The 22,726-nt window shown below is 69.8% G+C and carries 12 protein-coding genes and 2 pseudogenes; 7 read left to right on the top strand and 7 right to left on the bottom strand.

Annotated elements, in window-relative coordinates; genetic code table 11:
• Positions 1 to 2: 2 nt before the first annotated feature.
• The 4 genes from QEG98_RS12670 to QEG98_RS12655 all read left to right on the top strand — a co-directional run bounded on the left by QEG98_RS12670 (position 3) and on the right by QEG98_RS12655 (position 5,039).
• Complete coding sequence (locus QEG98_RS12670) at positions 3 to 1,304, top strand: ABC transporter permease (protein ID WP_090489494.1); 1,302 nt, start codon at positions 3 to 5, stop codon at positions 1,302 to 1,304.
• A 4-nt stretch (positions 1,305 to 1,308) separates the two neighbouring features.
• Positions 1,309 to 2,091 carry an outer membrane lipoprotein-sorting protein gene (locus tag QEG98_RS12665; protein ID WP_090489496.1) on the top strand — a complete coding sequence of 261 codons (783 nt, stop codon included), beginning with the start codon at positions 1,309 to 1,311 and terminating at the stop codon, positions 2,089 to 2,091.
• A complete protein-coding gene (locus QEG98_RS12660; RefSeq protein ID WP_316567877.1) occupies positions 2,088 to 3,704 on the top strand; it encodes a hypothetical protein in 1,617 nt (538 codons plus the stop codon). Before QEG98_RS12665 ends, QEG98_RS12660 begins: the two co-directional genes overlap by 4 nt.
• Positions 3,705 to 3,884: 180 nt before the next feature.
• Positions 3,885 to 5,039 carry a hypothetical protein gene (locus tag QEG98_RS12655; protein ID WP_316566924.1) on the top strand — a complete coding sequence of 385 codons (1,155 nt, stop codon included), beginning with the start codon at positions 3,885 to 3,887 and terminating at the stop codon, positions 5,037 to 5,039.
• On the opposite strand, the gene QEG98_RS12650 is transcribed toward QEG98_RS12655, so the two are convergent.
• On the bottom strand, positions 5,029 to 6,123 hold the full coding sequence (locus QEG98_RS12650; RefSeq protein WP_316566923.1) for an EAL domain-containing protein: 1,095 nt from the start codon (positions 6,121 to 6,123) through the stop codon (positions 5,029 to 5,031). The genes QEG98_RS12655 and QEG98_RS12650 overlap by 11 nt on opposite strands.
• Positions 6,124 to 6,132: 9 nt before the next feature.
• Positions 6,133 to 7,584, bottom strand: coding sequence for a hypothetical protein (locus QEG98_RS12645; protein WP_316566922.1), 1,452 nt, complete (start codon positions 7,582 to 7,584; stop codon positions 6,133 to 6,135).
• A gap of 794 nt (positions 7,585 to 8,378) precedes the next feature.
• On the opposite strand from QEG98_RS12645, the gene QEG98_RS12640 reads away from it, so the two are divergent.
• Positions 8,379 to 11,483, top strand: a complete 3,105-nt coding sequence (locus QEG98_RS12640; protein WP_410478004.1) for a tolB protein precursor protein — start codon at positions 8,379 to 8,381, stop codon at positions 11,481 to 11,483.
• Positions 11,484 to 11,490: 7 nt separating this feature from the next.
• Here the strand turns inward: QEG98_RS12640 and QEG98_RS12635 are convergent, their stop codons facing one another.
• Positions 11,491 to 11,685, bottom strand: a complete 195-nt coding sequence (locus tag QEG98_RS12635) for a hypothetical protein (RefSeq protein ID WP_316566921.1) — start codon at positions 11,683 to 11,685, stop codon at positions 11,491 to 11,493.
• Positions 11,686 to 12,248: 563 nt separating this feature from the next.
• Here QEG98_RS12635 and QEG98_RS12630 point away from each other — a divergent pair.
• Entirely contained in the window at positions 12,249 to 14,054 is a 1,806-nt protein-coding gene (locus tag QEG98_RS12630; RefSeq protein WP_410478003.1) for a CotH kinase family protein, read from the top strand.
• Between the two features lie 61 nt (positions 14,055 to 14,115).
• On the opposite strand, the pseudogene pbpC reads toward QEG98_RS12630, so the two are convergent.
• Positions 14,116 to 16,504: pseudogene (gene pbpC, locus QEG98_RS12625) on the bottom strand (penicillin-binding protein 1C).
• Positions 16,505 to 16,516: 12 nt separating this feature from the next.
• On the opposite strand from pbpC, the gene QEG98_RS12620 reads away from it, so the two are divergent.
• A complete protein-coding gene (locus tag QEG98_RS12620) occupies positions 16,517 to 17,200 on the top strand; it encodes a phospholipase D-like domain-containing protein (protein ID WP_316566919.1) in 684 nt (227 codons plus the stop codon).
• A gap of 22 nt (positions 17,201 to 17,222) precedes the next feature.
• On the opposite strand, the gene QEG98_RS12615 is transcribed toward QEG98_RS12620, so the two are convergent.
• From QEG98_RS12615 to QEG98_RS12605, 3 genes and pseudogenes are all read right to left on the bottom strand, one after another.
• Entirely contained in the window at positions 17,223 to 17,627 is a 405-nt protein-coding gene (locus tag QEG98_RS12615; protein ID WP_316566918.1) for a hypothetical protein, read from the bottom strand.
• A gap of 812 nt (positions 17,628 to 18,439) precedes the next feature.
• Positions 18,440 to 19,876, bottom strand: a pseudogene (locus QEG98_RS12610) (alpha-2-macroglobulin family protein); the annotation flags it as partial.
• A gap of 581 nt (positions 19,877 to 20,457) precedes the next feature.
• A complete protein-coding gene (locus QEG98_RS12605) occupies positions 20,458 to 22,707 on the bottom strand; it encodes an MG2 domain-containing protein (protein ID WP_316566917.1) in 2,250 nt (749 codons plus the stop codon).
• Between the last annotated feature and the right edge of the window lie 19 nt (positions 22,708 to 22,726).

Raw genomic sequence — 22,726 nt, 5'->3', positions numbered from 1 at the left:
ACATGCTCCAGCTCTTCCTCATCGCATTCCGCAACCTCGGCACCCACCGCAGGCGCACCCTGCTGCTGGGCGGCGCCATCGCCAGCGTCACCGCGCTGCTCGTCATCCTCATGGGCCTGTCCACGGGCATGAAGGAGTCGATGCTCCGCTCCGCCACCACGTTGTCCACCGGCCACGTCAACGTGGCCGGCTTCTACAAGGTGACGGCGGGCCAGGCGGCGCCGGTCGTCACCGGCTATCCAGCCATCCTGGAGCAGATCCGCAAGGACGTGCCGGAGCTGGACTTCGCCGTCCAGCGCGGCCGGGGCTGGCTCAAGGTCGTCAGTGAGACGTCCTCCATTCAGGTGGGCGTGGGCGGCATCGACATCCAGTCCGAGCCGGGCCTCCGGCAGGTGCTGCAGATTCGCGCGGGCGCGCTGGACGGCCTGGCCGAGTCCGGCACGGTGCTGCTCTTCGAGAAGCAGGCGAAGAAGCTCAACGTCCAGGTGGGCGAGTCCGTGACGCTGGCCGCCCAGACGCTGCGAGGCGCCAGCAACACGGTGGACGCGCGCGTGGTGGCCATCGCGGCCGACATGGGCATGCTGAGCGACTTCGGCATCTTCGTGCCGTCGGACACGCTGCGCTCGCTGTACCAGTTCAAGAGCGACACCGCGGGCGCGCTGCTGCTCTACCTGAAGGACATCCGGCACGTGCCGGTGGTGCAGGCGCGGCTGCGTCAGACGCTGACGGACGCGGGCCACACGGTGATGGACCACGACCCGCGCGCGTTCTTCATGAAGTTCGAGACCGTCAACCGCGAGGCCTGGACGGGCCAGCGGCTGGACATCACGAACTGGGAGGACGAAATCTCCTTCATCACCTGGACGCTCACCGCGCTCAACAGCCTCACCGGCGTGCTCATCTTCGTGCTGATGGTCATCATCGGCGTGGGCATCATGAACACGCTGTGGATCGCCATCCGGGAGCGCACCCGGGAGATTGGCACCCTGCGCGCCATTGGCATGCAGCGCACCCGCGTGCTGCTGATGTTCGTCTTCGAGGCGCTCCTGCTGGGCCTGCTGGGCACGCTGGCGGGCGCCAGCGCCGGGCTGGTGCTGTGCCTGGCCGTCAATGCCATGGCCGTGCACGTCCCGGAGGTGGTCGCGGTCTTCATCATGTCGGACACGTTGAATCTGGCCGTGCACCCCTCGTCCATCGTGGGTGCCATGGCCTTCATCACCGCGTGCACCACCGCCATCTCGCTCATTCCCTCCTTCCTCGCCGCGCGGCTCAAGCCGGTGACGGCGATGCACCACATCGGGTGACCCTATGCGCCTCAAGAACATGCTGTCCGCCGCGGCGCTGGCCGTGGCGCTGCTGTCCGCCCCGGCCGCCCTGGCCCTGGAGCAGGCCGAGCAGGTGAAGCTCCTGGCCACCATCGACGACCGCCAGCGAAACGGCGGCGACTACAAGGCGATGGTCTACCTGGAGCAGAAGGAGAAGGGGAAGGCGGACCTCGTCTACGAGCTGGTCGTCTACCGCCGCGACGAGGACGACAAGCTGATGATGCTGTTCACCAAGCCCAAGACGGAGGCGGGCAAGGGTTATCTGCGCCTGGACAAGAACCTCTGGAACTACGACCCCAACGTGGGCCGCTGGGAGCGCCGCACCGAGCGCGAGCGCATCGCCGGTACCGACAGCCGCCGCGCGGACTTCGACGAGTCGCGGCTGGCCGAGGAGTATGACCCGTCCTACGAGGGCGAGGCGAAGCTGGGCAAGTACACGGCCCACCTGATGACGCTGAAGGTCAAGCCCGGCGTGGACGTGGCCTACCCCGTCCTCAAGGTCTGGGTGGACAAGGTCTCCGGCAACATCCTCAAGCAGGAGGAATACGCCCTGTCCGGCCGGAAGATGCGCACGGCGCTCTACCCCCGCTGGAAGAAGATGTTCAGCGAGTCCAAGAAGGGCGACGTCTGGATTCCGGAGGAGATGCGCATCTACGACGAAATCGAGAAGGGGAACTCCACCACCATCCTCGTCAAGACAGTGGACCTGCGTCCGCTGGAAGCCAACCTCTTCACCAAGGCGTGGCTCGAGAGCAAGAGCCGATGACCCCGCGCACGCTCACCCTGGCCGCGGCGCTGTCCGCGGCCCTCACCGGTACGCCCACGTGGGCCCAGTCCGAGGAGCGGCCCGACGAGGACGCGCTCTTCGGAGGCGGGCAGGAGGAGACGCCCACGGAGGCACCCGCGGGCGAGGACTCAGGCCGGCCTGACGAGGACGCGCTCTTCGGCGGTGACGGCTCGGCGCCGGCGGCGGACGTGGACCCTGGCACCACCAGTGGCGCCACGGAGCGGCAGCCGCCGCTGACCGCGCCTGAGGAGGACCGGGACGCGGACGTGTTGAACGGCCCTGCGACCCGGAGCGCCTTCGACACCGAGGACGTGGTGGACGATCCGCTGAAGATTGGCGGTCAGTTCTACCTGCGCGGCTTCATGGCGGGCAGCGAGAACACCTCGCTCCGCCAGACGTCCTTCTCCGCCCCCACGCTGGTGGACGGCTACCTCGACGCGCGCCCGTCCGACCGGATCCGTGGCTTCGTCGTGGGACGCCTGAACTACGACCCCGCCATCCCGCCCCGGACCACGCCGGACGCCCCGGCGAACCCGCGCGTGCTGCTGGACCAGGCGTGGCTGCGCTTCGACCTGGAGCGCACGGTGTTCTTCACCGTGGGCAAGCAGCACGTGAAGTGGGGCACCGGGCAGATCTGGAACCCCACGGACTTCCTGTCGCCCCAGCGGAGGGACCCGCTGGCCTTCGTGGACCTGCGCACGGGCGTGTCCATGTTGAAGGTGCACGTGCCCTGGGAGTCCAAGGGCTGGAACGTGTACGGCATCCTCGTCATGGATGACCTGGGCACGGACGTGGGCGCCATCACCGACCCGAGCGGAAGTCCCACGTCGCAGGCCGGCGGCAGCGACCCGGTCAACCGGCTGGGCCGCCTGGGCGGCGCGCTGCGCGCGGAAGTCCTGCTGGGGCCCGCGGAGCTGGGCGCCAGCGCGGTGGCGCAGAATGGACGCAAGCCCCGCTTCGGGCTCGACGTGTCCTCACCGCTGGGGCCGCTGGACGTCTACGCCGAGGTTGCGCTGAAGGAAGGCACGGACCGGCCGCTGTACCGCATTCCGGAAGGGACGACGCTCGAGGACATCGCGCAGAACGGCGTCCAGGTGGAGGCGTACATTCCCTCGGGGCTCACGCCGCAGATGACGGCGGGCGCGACCTACAGCTTCCCCTATGGGGAGAACGACCTGGCCGTGCTGGGTGTGGAGTACTTCTTCAACTCCACGGGCTACACCGGCTCGTTCGGGTATCCGTACCTGCTGCTGAAGGACGCCTTCAACCCGCTCTACCTGGGACGGCATTACGGCGCCGCGTACCTCTTCCTGGACCGGCCTGGTCCCCTGGAGCGGACGTCCTTCAACCTGTTCACACTGGGCAACCTGTCGGACCGCTCGTTCACCACGCGGCTCAACGTGATGCACCGGGCGCTCACGTATCTCACGGTGGAGGCGTACGGCTCGGTGAACTACGGACGGCGCGGCGGTGAGTTCCGGCTCGCCGTTGATGTACCGGAGGGGCTCGTCGTGGACGGGCAGCCGATTCCGGCCTTCTCCATCCCCGCGCCGACGTTCCAACTGGGAGCGGGGCTCCGCATCAGCCTCTGAGTCCGTCGACTCGCCCTGAGGTGCCCGAGGGCCGTGCTCCCCTGCCTCCGGGAGCGCGGCCCTGGGTGTTTTCAGGGCTTGAGCAGACAGTTTCGGGGACGCCCGCCCCGCGAGCGGCCCGCCGGGCGCCGTACAGGCAGTTGGGGTGTCCGAGGGCGGACGGATGGACAGATTTCCGCCATGCCCCTTTGGATTGCCATCGCTGCAGGGTTGGGCCTCGGCCAGTTGCCGGACACGCCGGTCATGATTCCTCCCGAGGACCCTTCCATCCGGGACCCGGCCGCAGCGGCGCTCCAGGACGCGAACCAGCAGGCGGCGGAAGAGATTGAAGGACGGAGGCCCCCGGCGGGCTACGTCTATGAGGCTCCGGAGGATGCGTCACCGCGCGACTTCGTGCTGACGCCCGTCCTGCCCGACGGCGCGCCACCGCCGATGGCGGGGCAGGTCGCCGCCGAGGAGGCCGCGCAGCGCTACGAGCCGGTTCCCTCGCCCCTGGAGGCGCTGCAACAGGAGCAGGCCGCGATGGGTGGGAGCGGACAGCAGCCGGGGGATGACGGCACCTCGACGGGCCAGGACACCACGGGTGGGACGACGAACGGTGCAGGTGGTTCAGGGGTGACGGGGCAGGACGTGAGTGGAACCGGCACGACCAGCGCAGTCCCCTCCCCTGCCCCCGCGACGCCGGCCTTCATTGGCGGCTCCGAGCCCATCGGCCGCTCGGAACCCATTGGCCGCTCGGAACCCATCGGCCGCTCCGAGCCCATTGGCACACCGCCCACCGTAGCGCCCGTGAACAACCCGATAGGCACTGGCGGCGCAGGAACGCAGAACACGACTCAGCCGACGCCCACGCAGCAGATGGAACAACTGCGTGAGCGGATGAAGCAGCTCGAAGCCCAGCTCAACGAGCGCGACGCCGACCTCACCGTGCGGAACCAGGCCGTCCAGTTCCAGGTGGACACCTACGGTGACCGCGCGGTCGACGTGGAGCAGGCGCGACAGGACCGGCTGGCCCAGATTCAGACCGCCAGTCAGTGGATGCTCGCGGCGGACACGGCGCTGGAACAGGGTGAGCTGGACGTCGTCAATGCGCTCGATATCGCCGACAACGCCTTCGTCGACTTGCGTGACAGCGCGGAGGAGGACGGCCAGGGCACTGTCGTCGTCCACGCGGAGCGCCTGCGTGCGCTGCTCAATCTCGCCCGGAACTTCGTCAACAACCGCGACGGCTACAATGCCCGGCTCGCCCTCCAGGAGGCAGGTGTCCAGCTGAACATCCTCCGCGCCGCCAACCTCGAGCGTCAGGCCACCGGCAACGTCCTGCTCAATCCGTGAACGACGGCGTCGCCCCCACAGGGGGGCTCTGCGGACGGGCGATGAGGTAGCCCTGCACGAAGTCCACCCCGTGCGCGCGGACCCAGCGCAGCTCCTCGTGCGTCTCGATGCCCTCCGCCACCGTGCGGATGCCCAGCGTCCGCGCAATCTCCAGGAGCTTCCCCACGATGGAGCCCTTGTACGGGTCCAGGTGGACGTCACGCACCAGCTCCATGTCCAGCTTGATGATGTCGGGACGCAGCCGGTGAATGAGGTTCAGCGACGAGAAGCCCGCGCCCAGGTCGTCCAGCGCCACCTGGAAACCCGACTTGCGGTAGAAGTCCACGATGCCGCGCAGATGCTCCGCGTCCGCCGTCTGGTCCGTCTCGATGATTTCGAACACCACCCGCTCCGGCGGAATGCCCGCCGCGTGGATGGCCTCCACCGTGGAGCGAAGACAGAACGTGGCGTCGTAGATGGCCGTGGGCGTGAAGTTGATGAAGAGGTGCGTGTCCAGCCCGTGCTTCACCGCCTGCCGGATGGCCGTGGTACGCGCCGCCAGGTCCAGTTGGAACAGCAGGTCCGCCTCGCGCGCCGTCTGCATCATCCGTCCGGGCAGCACCAGCGTGCCGTCCGGCTCCAGGCCTCGCATCAACGCCTCGTGCGCGAAGATGCAGCGGGTGTCCCGCGCATGAACGATGGGCTGGAAGTGCGTGGTGAGCCGCTCCTCGGAGAGCAAATCCACCAGCCACCCCGCGCGCGTCCGCGTGACGAGCCGCTGGAGTGAGCCCACCCGGGGATAGTCACCCAGCCCGGGCTCCGCCGCCCCCGGCATGAACAGCGCCCGGGTGGCCCGCGCCTCCTCCTGCGTGAGCGCGGCCAACAGGTCCGATGCCAGAGACGACAGCGCCGCCTCCGGCACCCACACCTCGACGCACTGGGCTTCGGCGCGCACCTGGACCTCGTGCCGCGCCTCCCGGAGGTAGGACAGCAGCCGGCCCTGGCTGTGCCCCACCGGGCTCCACAGGAACAGACGCCCGGCGCCCTCCGCGATGGGAGGAAGCGTCTGGCACCTGCCGCAGGACCGCGTCGGGGTGTCGCTCATCCAGACAGCCTACTCCGTCGTCTCGCGGAAGATGAGCAGGCCTCGCGAGGAATCCGTCGCGTACACGAATCCGTCGCCCGGCACGTGCACCTTGCTCAGGCCTTCGAGGAACACGACGCCGTGGCCCGCATCCGTCTCCCGCCAGGTGTTGTAGTAACCCACCTGCTGGGGCGAGCCGGGGACGGACACGTCCACGATGCGCAAGCCATCCTGACCATAGGCCAGGTAGACCTTCGTCCCGGAGAACGCCACCGAGCGGATGGACACCTCCGGGCGCGTCCGGAACTCACCCGTCCGGGCCACCGTGGCCGGCGCGCTCACGTCCAGCACGCTCAGGTGCGCGCCCCAGTCCTCGCCCGCGTCGAATGCGTAGACGCGGTCTCCCACCATGCCGACCGCCGTGGCCGCCGACATGCCGTTGGCGAAGCGGCCCAACAGCTTCGGGTTCGCCGGGGTGGTGACGTCCGAGACGGTCATTCCGAAGGACCAGTTGCTCACGTAGAGCCGGCCGCCCATCGCCGCGACGTGCAGGGGTACCTCCCCCGCCAGGGGCTCCGCGCCCTCGACGAAGTACCGCCTGAGCTGCTTCGGCTCCGCGGGCGTGGCGACGTCGTAGACGTACACCTCCGCGTTGGGCGCGGGCGACGCCGCGTACAGGACGTTTCCGGCCAGCGCGAGGGAGTTCACCTCCACCACGGACTCGGGCACGGAGCGCAGGCGGACAGGTACCGCCGGGTTGGTGATGTCGAACACGGCGATGCCGCTGCGGCGGCTGGCCACATAGAGCGTGTTCCCGTTCACCAGCGCGTCCGTGTAGTAGTCGTTGGACAGCTCGTACTGGCGGACCTGGCGCGGCTGCGAGGGGTCGCTCAGGTCGAAGGTGATGAGGCCCTTGGCCCCCGCCGTCACGTAGGCGTGGCCATGGGCCACCGCGACATTCGTGGCCGTGGCCTCGGTCAGCTTCACCTCGCCGACCAGTTCCACGCCGGATGCCTCCGCTTCACCCGCGCGACGGCCCAGCCGGATGGCCTCGAAGGTGCCCTTCATGTCCGCGGTGCCATTGGCGCAACGCCGGAAGATGCCCGACATCTGCCCGGGCCCGGACGAGGAACACCCGGCGACGGCGAAGCGCATCGTCACGTTGTTGGCGCCCTGGAACTCGCTGGCCAGGAAGAACGACTCCGGGGTGCTCTGCCGCTCCGTGGCCGCGAGGCCCATCAGCATCTGGGTGTTGCTGCCCCCTCCCGACAACCGCATGGCGGCCGCGGCTCCGGAACCGTCGTTGAGGTTGATGTTGAGGTTCCAGATGCCCTCGGGCTGTACGGCGGAGAGGCTTGAAAGCTGGCAGGCCGACACATCGATGGCCTCGACCTGACACTCCGCCTTGGGAACGGACGGATTGTCATTGCCGCAAGCGGTGGCGAGCGCCAGGGTGCTGGTGAGTGCGAGGAGGCGTTTCATGCCCCCATGCATATCATCCGGCGCCAGCACCCGACGAAACAGCGCGCTCCCCCGGCCTCCGAGGGGGCGATGCCCACTGCCCGTCAAGTAAACGGAAAGAAATCGTCGGGGCGCTTGTATACCGGGACCGCTGGGAGGCAGCCTCCCCAGCAGGTGTAGTCTCGCCGGTACCCCACCCACAGAGGTGCCTTCAGTGAACCCCCGTCCCCTCGCCGCAGCCCTGCTCGTCGTGCTCTTCCCGGGGCTCGCGCTTGCCCAGTTCTACGTCGTGCCCCGAAGACCCGGGAAAACGGCGGTGAACAGCTACGAATTCGAGTGGCGACACACGGACATCCTCGTCGGACCAGGTGCCACCGGTCTGGCGGAACCTCCCGAGCGGACGGCGCACGAACAACCACCGGAGAGTCCAGGCGGCGCCAACCCGGGCGCGCCCACCCCCTCGCCGGACCAGGGCGACACGAAGGCGCCCCCACTGGTCCGCCCTCGGAGTCCACGGGAGGCACGTCCGAGCCCCAGTCCCAGACGGGGCTGCCCGGCAGCACGCCGGTGGTGCTCGAGGGCGCGCCCGACGCGGGCGTGCCGCCTTTGACGACGGGTGAAGACGGGGGCGTCCCGGAGAGTGGCCGGCGGCCGTCGACGGGGGAGCAGAGGACGGCGGTGCCCTGGCCGCGGCCGATGCGGGGACGACGGACAGCGGTGCCCTGGCTGCGGCCGATGCGGGGACGGCGGATGGCGGCACGCTCGCGGCCGGTGGTACCGACGGCGGCGAGCAGGACGCGGGCGCCACCTACCTGATGGCCAGCGACGCCGATGACGACGGCGGGACGGTGCTGGGCGGCGGCCAGTCGGTGTTCGCGGGCGCGGACGGCGGCTTCAACTACACCTACGCGAAGTCGCTGGGGGACAAGTCGGGCGGGGTGCGCTTCTACTTCTATGAGCGAGAGCGCATGGTGGCCGAGCGCGCCGCGCCGCTCATCGAGGAGGCCTACCGGTACCTGGTGGACCAGTTCAAGTACGTCCCCACCAAGACGTTCCCGTACATCCTCTACAGCAGCTACCAGGAGTTCCTGCAGACCAACCTCTTCGCCGTGTCCGAGGGCACGCTCGGCCTCACCAGCACCGGCGAGGACCTGAAGCTGACGCTGCCGTACCTGGGCGACCACCGCCTCTTCGAGGAGGTCAGCACCCACGAGCTGGCGCACCAGTTCACCATCCAAAAGGTCCGCACCGTGGCCGAGCAGGCCAAGATGTTCGGCGACCCGCTGCAAGCCATTCCGCTGTGGTTCATCGAAGGCCTCGCCGAGTTCTACGCCAAGCGCGGCATGGACCCGGAAGCGGAGATGCTGGTGCGGGACCTGCTGGTGAACCCGGACCTCTTCAAGGGCTACGCCTTCCTCGACTTCTTCTCCCCCGGGCCCTACGGCTACCTGTGGATCTACAAGGTGGGCCAGGTCCGCGTGTCCTTCCTCGAAGAGGAGTACGGCGCCGGTTTCATCCAGCGCGTGCTGGAGGAGTCGCCGCGGCTGTCGGGTGGCTCGCGCGATTCACCGTCGCTCAAGTTCGAGGAGCTGCTGGAGCGGCTCACCGGCGACAACCCCAAGCGCATCTCCGCGCGGTTCGAGAACTGGCTGAAGCGCCGGGCCTTCAAGACGTACCTGGCGTCTGAGCAGTCCGCGCCGGCGCTGGACCTGCTCGACAAGGCGCCCGGCTACACCACCGCCATGGCGTCTTCCCCGTCGGGCAACGTGCTGGGGCTGCGCACCATCGTCCCGGAGACGGGTGAGAGCCGGCTGTACCTCATGGATCCGCGCGTGCCGGACAAGACGGTGAAGGTCACGGGTGATGGCGTGCCGGGCGTGGAGTCGTTGCACCCCATCTCCGGACGCAGCTTCGCGCTGACGAACGACAAGCTGGCCTTCATCGCCGAAATCACCGGGCGCGACGTCATCTACGTGCAGGACTACACGCACAAGTCGGAGCGGCGCGGCGCGGACGTGCTGGTGCGCCGCAACGCCATCCGGACCGGCATCGACCGGGAGGTGGGCCTGGTGGTCGACCTGAGCCTGGGCGGACGCACCGCGTACCGCATCGACCGGCACGGGCTGCTCGCCGCATACTCGCCGGCCTTCTCGCCCGACGGCCGGTGGGTGGCCTTCATCGGCATCAACGACGCGGGTCTTCGGGACATCTACGCCATCGACCTGCAGGCGGGCCCGGACGCCCCGCCGCTGCAGCTCACCGACGACGTGTTCTCCGAGCGCGAGGTGACGTGGGGGCCCTCGGGCATCGTCTTCACGTCGGACGCGACGTCCCACCGCCAGTTCAACCTCTTCCGGGTGCGTCCGGACGCGCCCCGGCAGGTGGAGCGTCTCACCAGCGAGGAGCGGGACCACACGGCCCCGGTGGCCCTGGCGGACGGACGCCTCTTCTTCACCGCCTTCAACAACAGCAGCTCCGATTTGCACGAGCTGACGAAGGACGGCCGCATCGTGCGGCGCACGGACCTGACGACGGGCGTCTTCGAGCCCGGCCCCGGCCCGGACGGCAGCCTGTGGATGCTGTTCCACGTCTCCGGTGAGCGCCGGCCCGCGGTGCTGCGCCCGCCGCGCATGCTGTCGCTGGACGTCCCCGCCGAACCGCCGCCGGAGCCGCCCAACCCGCTGGCGGTGCGGCCCCTCACGGACGCGCAGAACTACGAACCCTTCACCCGGCAGAACCTGGAGTTCGGTCCCTTCTTCGGCTTCGCGGGCGCGGGCGGCGGCGGCTTCGTGGGCCAGCTGTTCGCGGCGGCCAGTGACCGCATGAAGGACCACCAGTTCCTGCTCACCCTGGCGGTGTACGGCAGCTTCGACCTGACGGACGGCTACCTGCTCTACGTCAACGACAAGTCACGCACGACGTGGGGTGGCGGCATCTTCCAGTCCCTGCGCTTCCGCGTGGACCGCACCTTCGAAGGTGAAGAGGGCGCGCAGGATGCATTCTTCACGTCGGGTGAGCGCTTCTTCGGCGCGCTCGGCAGCGTGCGCTACCCGCTGAGCACCTTCCTGTTCGTGCAGGGCGACCTGGCCATTGGTGGCACCCGGTACTTCCTGGACGACTACACGGAGTTCGAGCTGTTCTTCCCCGAGCGCAACGCGGCCAACCGGGAGCTGCTGACGGCCTGGAACGCGCGCAACCGCGCCATCCGCTTCCAGACGGAGCTGAGCGGGCAGATTGGCTACGACAGCCTGAAGTACCACTACGCCACCGGCCCGCTGTCGGGCAGCGCGGCCATGCTGGAGACGACGGTGGGCGTGCAGCCCTTCGACAACCAGGCCTACGGCAACGTGCGCGTGGACGCGGAGCGCTACTTCCCCATCTACGGCCGCGCCAACATCTTCATCCGCGGCGGCCTGGGCACCACGCTGGGAGGCCGGTACGCGCGCTCCTACTTCCTGTCTTCGTTCGACACGCTGCGCGGCGTGAACTTCGGCGACATCCAGTGGCTGCTCGGCCGGCACTACGTCTACTCCACGCTGGAGGCGCAGCTGCCGCTCAACGACATCATCCGGGTGGCCTTCCTCAGCGACCTGGAAGCGATTGCCGCCATCGACGCGGGCGGCGTCGGCGAGGGCCGGGATGACCTGTGGAACCACCGCGTGGTGAACGGCGTCGTCGGGTTCAACCTCGCGCTGGGCCCCCTGCTGCTGCGCCTGCACTTCGCCCGGCCGTTCGACGTCGGCGCCGCTGCCGGCCGGCCGGACCCGGGCTGGGTGACGAACTTCTCGCTGGGCATCGCCGGCCTCAATGGCTTCTTCGACCAGGCGAACACCGGGAAGAGCGTCGGCCCATCGCCGACGCCCATGTCCCCGGCCCTGATGCCCTCCCTGGGAGGCGGCTACACCGCGCCGCGCCGCTGAGGCGGCGTCAGGACTGCGCGGCGACGAGGGCGGCGTTGGCACGGGCCATGGGCCCGCCCTCCATGGGAATGCGCTCGAAGTCGCCGCGCAGCGCCTTGATGGCGAACTTCTCCAGGTCGATTTCCCGGCGGGTGCGCACGCCAAGCACGCGCAGCAGCTCGGACAGGGGGCTGAAGCCGGACACGCTGTGCTGGAGCAGCATGCCCCCGCCACCGCGGTGAGCCCCCACCAGCGTCCGCCGTCCCGCCGGCTCAGCAGCAGGCCCAGCAGGCCCAGGGCCGACGTGCCCACGGCGAGGGCGCGGTTGATGTCCCACTCGCGCTCCAGCCGGGCGAGGTAGCGCGTCATCTCCGCCCGGTCCCCCTTCTCCGCCATGTATCGGACGCAGCGCTCCACGTGCTCGTCGATGCGCCGGTTCACCACCAGCGGCGTGTGGACACGCACGGTGTCTGACGACGTCTGGTTCCACGATTCCATATGAGGCCCTCTCTCCCTGACGCGGCGCGCCCCCTCTTCTCTTGAAGCTAGGACCGCCGCCGCCCCCCGTGCACAGCCCACGCGGGGAAAGGGGCCCCGTTCCGCCCGGCCGCCTGCCCCGCCAGGGGCCCCTTCGCGTCCCATTCCCTCCAGGGTGGGACAAGCAGCCAGGTTGGGTAATCCGTTTCCCTTGCACGCGACGGTGGGGGCCTGCGTGCCGGCTCAAGCGTTCGCTCTCCACCAAAAAGGGGCCCTGGAGGCGGGCACAACCGTTGCTTTGCGCCGGGGTTGATGACTCCTTCTCGATTGCTGCTGTGCCTGCCGCTGCTGAGCCTGTGGGCGTGTGATGGACTCCAGGCGGAGCGGCCACCGCTCCTCCAGGACCCTCCGGGCGTGGAGAATCCGCAAACGCCCCCTGGCGAGGAGGAGCCGCCGCCGACGCAGCCGCCACCGGTGGACCCGCCTCCCATCGACCCGCCGCCGGTGGATCCACCTCCGGAGCCGCCACCGCCCGTGCCGGAGACGGAGCGGCCCTTTGTGATGCCGCCCGTGCAGACGTCGGTGCCGCAGTACGAGCTCATCATCCCCGAAGAGACGATGCGGATGTTCGAGGCGGACCCTTGGACGCCGGAGCAGGACGGCCTCTTCAAGGCGAACGGGACGACGTACCGCGTGCAGGTGCGCCTGCGGGGCGCCTCCGCGCGCTTCTTCCCGAAGAAGAGCTGGAACGTGAGCTTCGAGGACGGCGTGCGCTTCGAGGGGAGGACGTCACTCAACCTCGTGGCCGAGTACGCGGACGCGACGCTGCTGGCGGAGAAGATTGCCTTCGACCTGCTGGAGGCCATGCGCGTCCCCGCGTCGAAGGGCACGCTGGTGCGGCTCAACGTCAACGGCGTGTACCAGGGCGTGTTCCTGGAAATCGAGCAGGTGAACAAGGCCTTCCTGCGGGCGCACGCCTACGCCGACACGGATGGAACCATCTACCGGTGTGGCTGGAAGGACTGCGAATTCAAGATGGTGAAGGTGCCGTACCAGGGTGACTGGGCGAAGAAGACGAACGAGTCCCAGCCGGACGACAAGCTCTGGGAGATGGTGGGCGCCATCAACCACACACCCGAGCCCCAGTTCGTCAGCGAAATGGAGAAGCGCTTCGAGCTGGAGCACTACCTGCGCGCCATGGTGATGGACGCGCTCATGTCCAACAACTACGTGGAGGACTCGGAGAGCTACTTCATCTACGACCGCGCGGTGGCGAAGTGGTCCTACGTCCCGTGGGACCTCAACAACGTGGACTCGCGCTGGTGGTACCCCATCAGCGTGGAGGACATGAGCCAGAGCACCAGCAACATGCGCCACCCGCTGTTCAGCTTCACCCTCATCGACGCCTGGGTGGCGAAGATGTACGAGCAGCGCAAGCTGGAGACGGCCTCGTACCCCGGCTACCTGCCGGTGTTCTCCAACCTGGCCACCCGCGTGGTGATGAACCCCGTGCTGCGCGAGCGGCTGGAGGCGCGGCTGGACAAGGCGATGGAGGAGCTCTTCACCAGCGAGGTGATGGACGCGCACATCGACAAGCTGCACGCGCTCATCGACCCGCACATGCGTGACGACCCCTTCATGGACTACGGCCGCTTCACCGCAGGCCGCTCCTACCTGAAGCGCTACGTGCGCGAGCGCCGCAACTTCATCTTCAAGGAGCTGGAGCGGCTCGCGCAGCAGCAACCCACGCTGGTGCTGGAGGCCGTCCACCCGCGTGAAGGTTGGGTGGAGGTGGGCAACCGCACGTCGGCGCCCCTGTCCCTGGCGGGCATGGTGCTGACGACGCAGCTGCGCATCAGCCTGGCGCAGAGCCCCGGCCACCTGCCCACGCAGGTGCGTGCCCCCATCGGCGCGGTGCTGCCGGCGCTGACGGTGGCCCCGGGGCAGCGCGTCCGCCTCAACGCCGCGCAGTTGGGCATCCAGATGCCCGCCCAAGGCGAGATTGGCCTCTTCGACGGGCGCTCCGTGGTGGGCGTGAAGGACCTGCTCTTCTACGGCGACCTGGGCGCGGGCAAGCGCTACGAGCGCGGCGCGCGGGGCTGGGAAGTGCGCTGAGCGCGGCGGCCAGCCACTCCTGAGCGCGGCGCTCCTGTCCTTGGGGGCGCCGCGCTGCGTTTCAGGGCCGCATGCGGACCTCCAGCGTCCGCTTCGCGCTCAGTCCCCGGTCGTCGGTGACGAGAATCTCGTGGGAGCCCACGGACGGCGTCCACCACACGCGCTCATCGGCGCGCGCCGTCCCCAGCAGGGCCCCGTCCACGAACCACGTCAGTGCCCGCTCGTGTGAGGCCTCCGCCTCCAGCGGCACCTCCTGCTGTGAGGCCGGGACACCGGGAATCAGCACGGCCACATGTCCCGGCGCGGGGGAGACAATGGACGGGGCCGTGCGCGCGCCCCCGGGCTCGCAGCCGGCGCGGCGGCGGGCGGCTCCGGCAGGCGCCGGTGCTGCTCCTCCAGCCAGCGGCGGATGGTGGCCGGCCACGTCACATACACCCGCGTCTCCGTCTTCCGCCCCGTCCGGCACATGGGCCCCACCGACAGCCCCGTGGCCACATCCACCTCCACGTGCTGGTGGTACGGGCAGCGCGCGGTGGGCACCGCCGAGCGCCGCGCGTAGACGTGCTTGCGCTGCACGCAGGCGTCCGTCGGCAGGTGGCCCGAATAGGCGCAGACCTCCACCACGGCCAGGTCATCGGGCGGATTCACGCTCTCGTCCGGCTGGTTGAGGCCGCGCGGGCCCACGCCCTCCAGGATGTCGAACAACACCGGCCCCGCCGCGTCCGCGCCCACCGGTGCACGCTGGGCGTGTGATTGAAGTTCCCCAGCCAGACGACCGCCGTGTGCCGCGGCCCCGAGCCCGCCGCCCACGCGTCGCGGTGGCCAAAGCTGGTCCCTGTCTTCCAGTGCACGCGCGCCGGCATGCCCGTCAGCCGACGGCGGGCCGGGAAGTCCGGCCGGTCCCTCAGCGACAGCGCCTGGCGCGTCAGCCAGGCCGCGCCAGGGGACAGCACCTCCACCGGCGCGGCCGCCTTCTCGTCCAGCAGAAGCCGCAGCGGCGGCGCGCGTCCATCCCCCGCCAGCGCGACGTAGACGCCCGCGAGCTCCAGCGGCGTCAGCTCGATGCCGCCCACCGCCGCGGACAGGCCGTAGTACCCGGGCTCCTGCACCAGGCTCGTGACTCCCGCCGCTTGCAGGGCGCCCAGGAAGCGCTCCACCCCCACGCGCTCCAAGAGCCGCACGAAGGGCATGTTGAGCGACTGGGACAGCGCGTACTCCAGGCGCACCAAACCCTGGAAGCGGCCGTCGAAGTTGCGCGGCGCATAGCCGCCGTAGGCCGTGGGCACGTCCGCCACCAGCTGCTCCGGCCCCACCATTCCCAGGTCGATGCCCATGGCATACAGCAGGGGCTTGAGCGCCGAGCCCGGCGAGCGCGGCGTGGCGAAGCCGATAATCTGCCCGCCGTGCTTCTGGTCGAAGAAGTCGAAGTTGCCCACCAGCGCGAGCACCTCCGCCTGCTGCCGGTCCACCACCACCGCCGTCCCGTTGTAGATGCCTCGCGGCGCCAGGCCCACCGCCGCGTCCCGCATCAACCGCTCCACCATCCGCTGCGTGCCGGCATCCAGCGTGGTGCGCAGCCGGGCATGCTCCGGCCGCTGCGTGCGCAGCCACACCGCCACGTGTGGCGCCTCACGGGGAAAGGGCTTCAGGTCCGTGGGCACAGGCGTGTCGCGCACCTCGCGCAGCACCGTCTCCGCCGACACGCGGGCCGCCTCCGGCCCTCGGGGAAGCGCCTCCACGTCCAGCAGCCTTCGCGCCACGCCGTCCCGCGCCGACTTCAACCGGGCCGTGTTCTGCGCCGTGGGGAAGCGCCGGTTCGGGTTCTGAGGCACCGCCAGCAGCGTGGCAATCTCCGCGGGGCTCAGGTTCGCCGCCGTGTGGCCGAAGTACGTCAGCGCGGCCGCCTCCACGCCTTCGACGTTGCGCCCGTACGGGACGAACTGGAGATAGGCCGCGAGCACCTCCTGCTTGGACAGCCGCACCTCCAGCTGCATCGCCCGGAAGGACTCGATGACTTTCGACGTGAAGGTGCGGGGCCGCGGCTCCAACACGCGGACCAACTGCATCGTCAAGGTCGAGGCGCCGGACACCCGCCGCCCCGTGGACAGGTTGCGTGTCGCCGCGCGCAGCACCGCCAGCGGGTCCACGCCCGGGTGGTGGAAGAAGCGCTTGTCCTCCAGGGCCAGCAGGGCCTGGACATAGTCCGGGTCCACGCGCTCCAGTTGCGTGGGGATGCGCCAGCGCTCGTCCGGGGCCAGGAAGACGTGGGCCGGCGTGCCGTCCCGGTACTCCATCACCACCGATGCGGGCGCAAAGAGACGGGCCGGCAGGGGTACTCGCCAGGCGGCCACCCACGCGGCCACCGCGAGGCCTGGCAACCCCAGGCCGACGAACAAGAGCTTCCGGGTGATTCGACGGGCACGGCTCATGAGACGGTGAATCCCAGGCATATACTCCGCGCAATGAATGCCTTTGAAATCGACGCCATCCTGACGTCCATTCTCGACGACCGGCGGCTGACCCCCACCGAGCGGCAGGCGTTGCAGTCCGTCCTGGCGGAGCGGCGGGCTGGCGAGGCCCTGCTCACCCTCTTCCGCTCCCGGGCCTTCGCCCTGGCGCGAGCGTCGATGAAGGACGCGCGCTCCCGGGAAATCATCTCCTGGCTGGAGGAGACGGTGCAGGCGCTGCACGCGCCCCAGTCCGAGCAGACGTCGCGCATGGAGGCGCACTTCTCTCCGGGCGAAGGGCCGCTCAACGCCATCGTCCAGCAAATCCAGTCGGCACGCGGCTCCATCGACGTCTGCGTCTTCACCGTGACGGATGACCGCATCACCCGCGCGCTTCTGGACGCCCACCGGCGCGGGGTGCGGGTGCGAATCGTGAGTGATGATGACAAGGCCATGGACCCGGGCTCCGACATGGAGCGGCTGGGGGACGCCGGCATCCCCATCCGCCTGGACAGGACGTCCGCGCACATGCACCACAAGTTCGCCGTGTTCGACCGGCTGCGGCTGGTGACGGGCAGCTACAACTGGACGCGCTCGGCCGCCGAGTACAACCACGAGAACGTCCTGGTCTCCGACGACGCGCGGCTGGTGCAGCCCTTCAACCGCGCGTTCGACGCGCTGTGGGAGACGCTCGACTAGGAGCGTCTCCCCGCGCCGCGCGCTACAGCAGGTTGTCCTTCCACGGCCCGGACACCTGAATCGTCCGGCCCGGCTCACGCGCCCACAGGCGCGGGTCATACATGGCCTCCGCCTCCGCCGACGGCAGGGTGAAGGCACCCGCCGTCACCGCGCGCACCGCGTAGACGACCTTCTTCGCCTCGCGAGGCCCCAGGCTGCCGAAGACCTCCATCCGGTCATCGCGGATGTTCACGTAGTCCGCGGACCACAGCGACGCCGGGTCCACCCAGTCCGTGGAGCCACCCCGGCCCAGGCGCGCGTTCTCGATTTCCCAGCCCGCCGGCAGCCGGTCCACCAGGGCGATGTTCTGCACGCGCTCGCCCGTCGTGTTGCGAATCTCCAGCTCCACGTAGACGAGGTCCGCCAACGCCACCGGGGCCTGCCCCATGGCCAGCACCGTGCCGTCCAGCTTGCGCCGGTGCGCGTGAGCGCCAGGCCCTCACCGCCCGTGCGGGGCTTGCTGTCTGAGCGCACGCCCTCGCTGCTGAGCACGAGGTACAGCCGGCCCTCGTCCTTGGACGTCACCTCCAGCTGAAGGCCCTGCCGCTCGCTGGCGCGGGCCAGGGACCACGTCCGGTCCGACGAACGCACCGTCTTGTCCTGCACCGGCGTCATGACCTTTCCGTCCGCCTTGAGCACTGGCGCGGAGAACTGGGTGGACGTCCCTTGCAGCCGCTTGCCCAGGCCGGTGATGCCCCACACCAACTCCTGCGTCGTGTACCAGCCGCTGGAGTGCGCCTGGAGCGATTCGGCCACCATGCGCGCCAGCGGCTCACCCGCCGCGTCCTTGCCGAACAAGTCCTGGAAGGTGCTGAGCATGAAGCCACGGCGGCGCCGGTCGGAGTAGAAGGACCAGTCGTTCTTCCGCTCCTCGGTGACGGGCGACAGGTCGGGGTTGCGCAGCTCCTTCTCGTAGCGCCGGTCGCCCGACAGCCACAGCGAGGCCTTGAGCATGTAGTCACGCTCCTGCTCCTCGCCCGTGAGCGCCTTCTTCTTCGCCCGCTCCGCCAGCGCGTCCACCATCTTCTGCACACGCGCCTTGCGGCCCTTGCCGGCCACGGAGAGGACGTAGTGCATGTAGGCCTCCGCGCTGTCCGTGTACATGTCGTCGCGGCCCTGGCGGCTCTCGAACTTGTTCAGCTCGGTGGACATCCACGTGAGCGCGTCGTTCAGCCGGTCCTGCGGCACGGGGTACTTCAGCTTCTGCGCGTCCAGCAGCATGTGCGCGGCGTACGCCGAGCCCCAGCCCACCGGCTCCGTGGCGCCCGGCCAGTAGCCGAAGCCGCCCGACGGCGTCTGCATGGCCAGGATGCGGTTGATGCCCGACAGCACCATGTCGCCCACGGTCCCGCCCCCGGTCAGCGTGGGGTCCACGTCGTTCACCAGCTCGGACACGTACAGCAACGGACGGGTGGCGGACGTCGTCTGCTCCACGCAGCCGTAGGGGTAGCGCGCCAGGTACGCGAGGTGCTGCAGCGAGCGCGCGTACGGGTTGGCCGTCACCCACAGCGTGGAGCGCTCCGTCGTGGGCACCCAGCCCTGGAGGTACTGCGAGACGTCCGTCGTCCCCTGCGCCAGTTCAATCTGCTGCACCAGGCGCTCGCGCGGGCCCGCCGGAGACAGCGGCACGTCCAGCGACTCACTCGAGGTGTAGCCGCCGCCCTCCACCGTCACCGACAGCCGCGCCGCGCCCACCGCCTGCACCGCGCGGGCCTGGAAGACGAAGGTATGGGACTTGCCGTCCGCCACCCGCGCCGTGCCCTCGCTCTTGCCCAGCAGCTGAAGCGGCGAAGTGGCCGCCGCGGGCATCACCAGCCCTGGCACCGGCAGTGACTCCGCGTTGAGCGTCACCTTCACGTCCTGCGCCTTGCCGGACAGGTTGGTGACGAAGACGGGCACCTGGATTTCGTCGTGCTGCGTGAGGAAGCGAGGCAACGTCGTCTGGAGCACCAGCGGGTCGCGCACCAACACCTGCGCGCTGGCGCGGCCAATGCGCTGCGGGCCCGCCGTCACCGCCATCACCCGCACCGCGCCGCGGTACTGGGGCAGCTTGAAAGGCACGCGCAGCTTGCCGTTGGCCGGCACCGGCAGCAGGCCGCTCCACAGCGCCACCGGCTTGACGGGCTGCACGCGGCCATCCGCGCCGCCCTCGCCGTCACCACCCGTGGAGCGGGACGCGCCGCCCGGCGGCACCAGCAGCGTCCAGCCCAGCGTCTCGTAGGTCTCCACACCCAGCGCCCGCCGGGTGAAGAGCTGCTTCTGCGGGTCCGGGCTCTGGAAGCGCGTGAGGGAGAGGATGCCCTCGTCCACCACCGCGATGGTGGCGAAGGTGGGGCCCTCCTGCGGGCCCAGCTCCAGGTCCACCGTGAGGGTGTCGTTGGAGCGAACCTCCTTGGGCACGTTCATCGTCACCGACTGAGTGTACTCCACCGGCTCCAGGGTGACGCTGCCCACGCCGAAGGCGCGGTCCGGCATGAAGGCCTCCGCGGACTCCAGGTGCGGGTCCTTCACCAGGAAGGCGCTCACGTACACGTTGGGCGCGAAGGCGGACGGCGTGAAGCTCCACGTCACCTCGCCGGGCTCCACCGCCACCCAGTGGGAGGCGAGCACGCGGTCCGTCTCCGCGGTGAAGAGCATGCGCCCCTTGTAGGGCGACTTCACCTTCACGGTGATGGCCTGTCCCACGCGCCCCTTCGCCGGCAGCGCCAGTTCCAGCGAGGTGGGCTTGAGCGGGCGCGGCGTCTGGTCCACGCGCGAGCCTTCCCCCCACCAGTAGTAGCGACCCTCCCCTTCCAGCTCCAGGTCCGTCTGGGCCCCACCCGAGCGCACGCGCACGATGTAGCCCGCGGAGTCCGCGCCCGGCGTCACGTCCAGCGAGAAGCGGCCATCCTTCACCGCCACCGTGGAGCGGCCCTCACGCACCGGGCGCAGGTAGCGCTGGTAACGCTCGTAGCCCTCGTTCTCGTCGTAGAAGGAGCCGTACTCCTCCTCCAGGCGCAGGAACTCCACGTCCACCGTCTTGGGCGTCTTGTCCGAGGCGGCCAGCAGCTTGCCGTCCCAGTCCACCACCACGCCCTTCACCGTGAAGGGCTTGCCGGCCTTCACCTTGCCCGTGCTGCCCTGGAGGCCCACGTAGTACGCCTCCGGGTGCACCGGCACCGTCACGCTGCCCAGGGTGGAGCGGCCGCTGCCCGACTCGAAGACGCTGGCCAGCGCGCTCAGCGCCCCGGCGCCCCGCAGGGCCCCCATGGCGCCCTGGGCCGGGCAACGAAGGACGGCCTGTCCCTTCGCGTCCAGCGTACCCTGCACCGGCCCAGCGTGACGGGGCGGGGCTCGCTGCCGTCCTGGCGCCACAGCCCGTAGGCGTACTGCGCGTTCTCCTTCGGCTTGAAGGCGGACGGAATCAGCCGGCACGTCAGCTCCACCGGGCTGCCCTCCGCCGAGCCGCCGAAGAGGTACGCGGCCTCCACGCCCACCGGGACTTCGTCCCCCTGGAGGTAGCCGGCCTGCTCCGTGCGCGCCTCCACCTTCATGCGCTCCGGGACGAACTCCTCCACGCTGACGGAGTAGATTGCCACTTCGCGGTCCGCCACGTTCAGCACCACGCGGTAGCTGCCCGTGTCCTGGAATGATTCGAAGGGCAGGTCCAGCGTCACCAGGCCCGCCTCGTTCGTCTTCAGCGACACCTTCTTCAGCTCGCGCTCACGCGGGTCCACCACCACCAGCTCCACGGGCATGCCCGCCGGCGGCGCCTTGTCATCCTGGCCCCTCAGCACCGCGGCGATGTGGGCCGTGTCGCCCGGGCGGTACACGCCCCGGTCCGACCACACCGACGCGCGGTAGGCCTTCTCCGAACGGTAGGGCTCGCCATGCACGTCCGCGTTGGCAATCTCCGTCTTCAGCTCGCTGTACTTGAGGTACGTCAGCTCCTCGCCGTCACGGGCGATGAGCGCGAAGGGCGCGCTGTCGTCGACGCCGGGCGCGGGCACCTGGAGCCGGCAGCCATCCGCCGCCACCGTGGTGCAGCGGGCCACCGACTCGCCGCTCTTCTTCACCAGGGAGACCTCCACGCCCGACAGCGGCTCGGTGCTCTCGATGCCCAGCGCCCACACCCAGACTTCACCGGCGCCGTTGGAGCCCGGCGCGGCCTCACCGCGCTTGGCCACCAGGCTCAGGTTGGTGAGGAGGATGCGGCTGGCCGCCACGTGGTGGCTCTGCTTCGCGGTGATTTCCACCAGGCCCTTCGTGTTCGCCGGCACCAGGCTGGCCACGTCCACGTAGGTGGTCGCCAGCGTGTCCGGTTGCGACTTGAGCGCCAGCGTCCGCTTCGCCACCACGTTGGAGGTGCGCTCGTCCGCGCGCTCGCGGGAGTCGTCGCTCATCCAGAAGACGAGGTTCTCCGGCGGCACGTTGCGGACGGTGAGCTCCACCGAGTCCAGGTTGAGGTGCTGCAACGGCAGGTTGCGCCACGCGCTGCGCGGCAGGTAGCGGCCGGAGGTGGCGAAGGACAGCTGCGGCGAGCGCGCGGGGACGGCGAAGGCCTCCTCGTAGGTGGCCAGCAGCATGCCGCCGCCCACCGAGGTCGTGCCCGCGTCGATGCGCAGCGCGTAGGAGCCGCGCTTGAAGTCACCGAAGATGCGGAAGCCACGGCGGGACGGCGCGACGGAGACCTTGACGGCGGGCGTCAGGTGGATGGCCTCCGCGGCGACGCCGTCATCCAGCGTGCAGCCCTTGTTGCGGTGGTCCCAGTAGTACGGGTCATACCCTTCCGTCTCGCGCGGGGAGGGCGGCTCGGCGCCGTCCACGTCCCGGCAGCTCACCTCGATGTAGAAGCCCGTGGCGCCCTGCTCCACCGAGGCGCGGGTGATGTCCATGCGCTTGCCGGCGCGGAGCTCGAACGCGCTGCGCGCGGCGGGGGCCGTCGCCTTCGCCTGCGACGCGGCGGGCAGTCCCGCCTGGAGGCTGAAGTCGACCGTGCGCCCCTGCTTGAGCAGCCCGCTGGTGAGCTGCGCGCTGACGACGTTGCGCGTGGTGGGAAGGGTGCGCCACTTCACGTCACCCACGGCCTGCCCACCCACCCGGAAGCCCGCCCGCGAGCGCACCGCGGCGATATCCACGGGACCGGAGAAGACGACCTCCACCTCCACGCGGCCCTTCACCGTGTCGAGCTGACGCGGCACCATCCGGACGAACTGGAAGGGCGGCGTGGTGAACGTGTGCGACCAGTCCCCCACCGCGGCCGGCTTCACCACGCCCGAATCCAGCCCGACCGACGCCAGCGAGACGGCGTACTTCGTGTCGAAGGCGAAGCCCGCCCCCGACGGCTTGAAGGTCAGCGTGGACGGGGAGGACCAGGAGAGGCTGCCCGGCACCTCCGGAGTGATGGTCACGATGGTGTCCTTCAGAACCGAGCCATCGTTGGGGCGCACCTCCCGCGGGAACTCGATGACGATGTCCTGCGGCAGCACGTCGCTGGTGGAGACCGCG

It is taken from the genome of Myxococcus sp. MxC21-1 (genome assembly GCF_032612255.1).
Taxonomy (GTDB): domain Bacteria; phylum Myxococcota; class Myxococcia; order Myxococcales; family Myxococcaceae; genus Myxococcus; species Myxococcus virescens.
This window is presented reverse-complemented; position numbering and strand designations above follow the sequence as displayed.